Origin of the sequence: Paenibacillus ihuae, assembly GCF_001368795.1 — a bacterium.
GTDB classification, from domain to species: Bacteria; Bacillota; Bacilli; order Paenibacillales; family Paenibacillaceae; genus Paenibacillus_AQ; species Paenibacillus_AQ ihuae.
Genome location: NZ_LN831198.1, coordinates 158,345 through 161,263, shown reverse-complemented (window position 1 = coordinate 161,263; position 2,919 = coordinate 158,345). Strand labels below are relative to the sequence as shown.

Genomic DNA, 2,919 nt, shown 5'->3' with positions numbered 1-2,919 from the left:
AAATCCCAGCCGTTAATATCCAGCAGATCGCTGATTGGCCGTTCGATCACATCTCTCGGCTCCAGGATCGACAGATAAGCCTCCGGCCGCCGCAAGTACAGGAACCGGACATCGTAATCGCTGTCCTTGGACGGAAAGCCCCAGGCCCGGCTGCCCGACTCACAGGCATACAGAATACGCACATCCTCTTCCGCTTCAATTGAACGCAGCTGGCGCACAATCTCTTTATGAATTTCAGACATCATTCAACCCTCCCTTCAGTTCCAAAACAATACAAAAAGGCCATGGATTCCATCATCCATGGCCCCACTCCGTCTATAGCAGACTTCCAGCTACGTATGCCGCAACGCTAAACTACCGTTCCGGCGATACATAACCTGCTGCTGAGACTACGCTATGAACCAGGGAGGACAGTTGAACGGATGGAATCAGATGGAGATTGGAATGGGTATTCTCCGGGCTGAAATGCTTCTCCATATAATTCATCTGTTCTGACCTCCTAAAAGTTTATTGTTTTGTTGTCATCATTTCCCAAAAGCATAAGGCAATAGCCCAGTTTCTGTCAACCGCTATAGAGCAGCCAGCTGCGCTAGTGGATTCCTGAGCTAAGGCAGGATGGCTTTGACCGCTGGCGTTAAATCTTGTTCACGCAGCGTCATATAATCCGTTCTGCCCTCTTTATAGACCAGCTTCACCAGGTAATCGCCATTCTTCGCCGAATAATATCGCTGATGCTCCAATATATCGGCAATTGGCGCAGCCTCTTGGATCAGGGCCGAACGTTTCTCGCTGCGGGCCAGCTCCAGATGACGCTCAGCGTCATATTGTTCGGCAGCAGGAAGACGGTCGTTGTAGTTATCCTGAATAATCTCGGCAGTGGCTATATCCCCAGGCTTAGTGCGGATTTTATCGGCGTAGCCCTTCTGCTCCAGCCAGGCTCCAAGCTCATGGAAGGAGGACTGCCATTCGTAGGAGTAGTAGAGCTGATACCCGGTAGCATCCGGCTTACCTATAGTTTGGATCGAAGCATATGATGGCTGGATACGTGTCAGGTTCTGGTCCTCGTAGGTCATATTCAGAATTTCCCGTTTCAGAATTTCTTTGAACTCCTTAACCTCCTGCGGGTCCGAGAGGCTAAGCGCTTTATTATAGTTGTTCAAGCGGAAACTCTCAGTGTACTTATCAAGCCGGGACAACATATACGCTTTGCGCTTGTATCCCTCGCTCTCCATCACTGCCTTGAGTTCCGGTTCAAATCCGGCAGCAGGAATCATGTAGGAACGCTGTACAATCCGCCCGTTCTCAAGCCGGTAGGACAGATAAAATTGCCGGTAATACGAATATGAATAATTCGACGGGATCTCCGGCCGTGCAGCTGCCACGGCAATATGCAGCTTGCGTACCGCCTCGATATAGTCCCGGTCATCAGTGAACGGATCCTCCTTGCTGATATTCGGATTGGAGGTATTCCAATACGCATCATAAGATGAATAATCGCTTCCGGCATAAACACCTTCAATCTTCTCAAGAGCCGGCACCCGGTTCTCATAGCCGGAGATCGCGGAGACCGGAATATACAGCAGCAGACCCAGCAGCAACGCATAACCGGCAAATTCCAGCGGCACCCGGCGGGTTAGAATCTGCCAGGTTTTGCGGATGATCATCTCCGCCGCAATGTAGCCGATCAACGCCCCGGCCAGGTTGCCGGCGATGATCCAGCCAAGCTGCAGCTGCTTAAGCTGGGCGAAATAGGTTCCGGAGATCAGCATTGCACAGAACATGACCCCCGCTTTGAACAGCGGATTGAAATACGTAAAGGCAATCGCCTGACCTGCCTTTTCCCCGTGGCGTCTGCGGTACAGCAGAACAGACAGCGCAAACAACAGGACAGACAAGGCCGAATACATCCACAGATCACCGGCGCTGAAAGCATTGGTTTTCACATAGACCATATGCAGAATCGGGGACCACTCTTCCATATGTGCCCCTGCCCCATACCATCTGGGATAACCGTACAGGTACATCCCGAAATGTTCATTGACCAATTGGAGCAGCACGACAGGCAGAAGCAGCAGGATGTAGGTAACTGCCCCCTGAAGCACAGTTTGTCCGGTACAGATACCGACAAACATGCTGAAGATAAACAGGAACAGGGTAAGGATACTCAGCGTCATGCCCCATTCAAAGGCATCCGCTGCGTTATAAATGTACATATTGCTGCCGAGTGGCTGCACAATGACCGCAACAACAGCCGTCAGCCAGATTGGAACCATCAGCAGAATCAGACCGCTCACCGTATGGGACACCAGCAGATGCTCCCGGCGCAGCGGGAGGCTGTGCCACAGATCAGACGGCATTTTGGCCTGCAGATAACGGAACAGGAACAAACCGGCAGCTACAGGAACCGTAACCGCGAACAGCATCTGAATCTCTCCGCCGACGAAGAACAGATTCTGTACAGTCTGCGGCGTGGCATTCGGGTCACTGTTCATGAACATCTGCAGCGGCAGTGCGAATAGAAGGGCAAGAGTATATATGATTCCGATCCAGCCGTGCTGGCGCAAGTTCTGGCGGATCACACTGCTGTTAAAGAAGAATCGGCTGCGCGTCATAACCGGCATCCCCCATTTCATAAATAAAGATTTCTTCCAGCGTCAGCGGCAGCAGATCAAACACATACGGCTCATAGACATGAAAAGCCCGGGAGATCCGCTCACGGTCGCCTTTTACGATATACAGGTTAACGCTGCCCCGCCTGCTCCTGATGGAGAATCTGCAGCTTGGCGGTAAGTGCGCCGGCGTGACGTTCATCACGGAAAGCCACTTGAATTTTATGCGTGTCCGCCTTCAGATCATCCAGATCCTTCTCTACCAGCATTTTACCGCCATGCATAATGCCGACATGATCACATAAATCCT

The 2,919-nt window shown here is 51.6% G+C and carries 3 protein-coding genes and 1 pseudogene; all 4 read right to left on the bottom strand.

Annotated features, from left to right (window positions below; genetic code table 11):
- On the bottom strand, positions 1-242 hold a 242-nt coding region (locus tag AQR02_RS33280), incomplete at its 3' end, for a DNA polymerase beta superfamily protein (RefSeq protein ID WP_245237008.1).
- A gap of 112 nt (positions 243-354) precedes the next feature.
- Positions 355-486 (bottom strand): hypothetical protein, encoded by a 132-nt coding sequence (locus AQR02_RS35070; protein WP_280818569.1) that lies wholly within the window; start codon positions 484-486, stop codon positions 355-357.
- Positions 487-605: 119 nt separating this feature from the next.
- Complete coding sequence (locus AQR02_RS00670; RefSeq protein ID WP_054938945.1) at positions 606-2,612, bottom strand: DUF6449 domain-containing protein; 2,007 nt, start codon at positions 2,610-2,612, stop codon at positions 606-608.
- A pseudogene (locus AQR02_RS33275) lies at positions 2,587-2,919 on the bottom strand (ABC transporter ATP-binding protein); the annotation flags it as partial. The pseudogene AQR02_RS33275 and the gene AQR02_RS00670, both read right to left, overlap by 26 nt.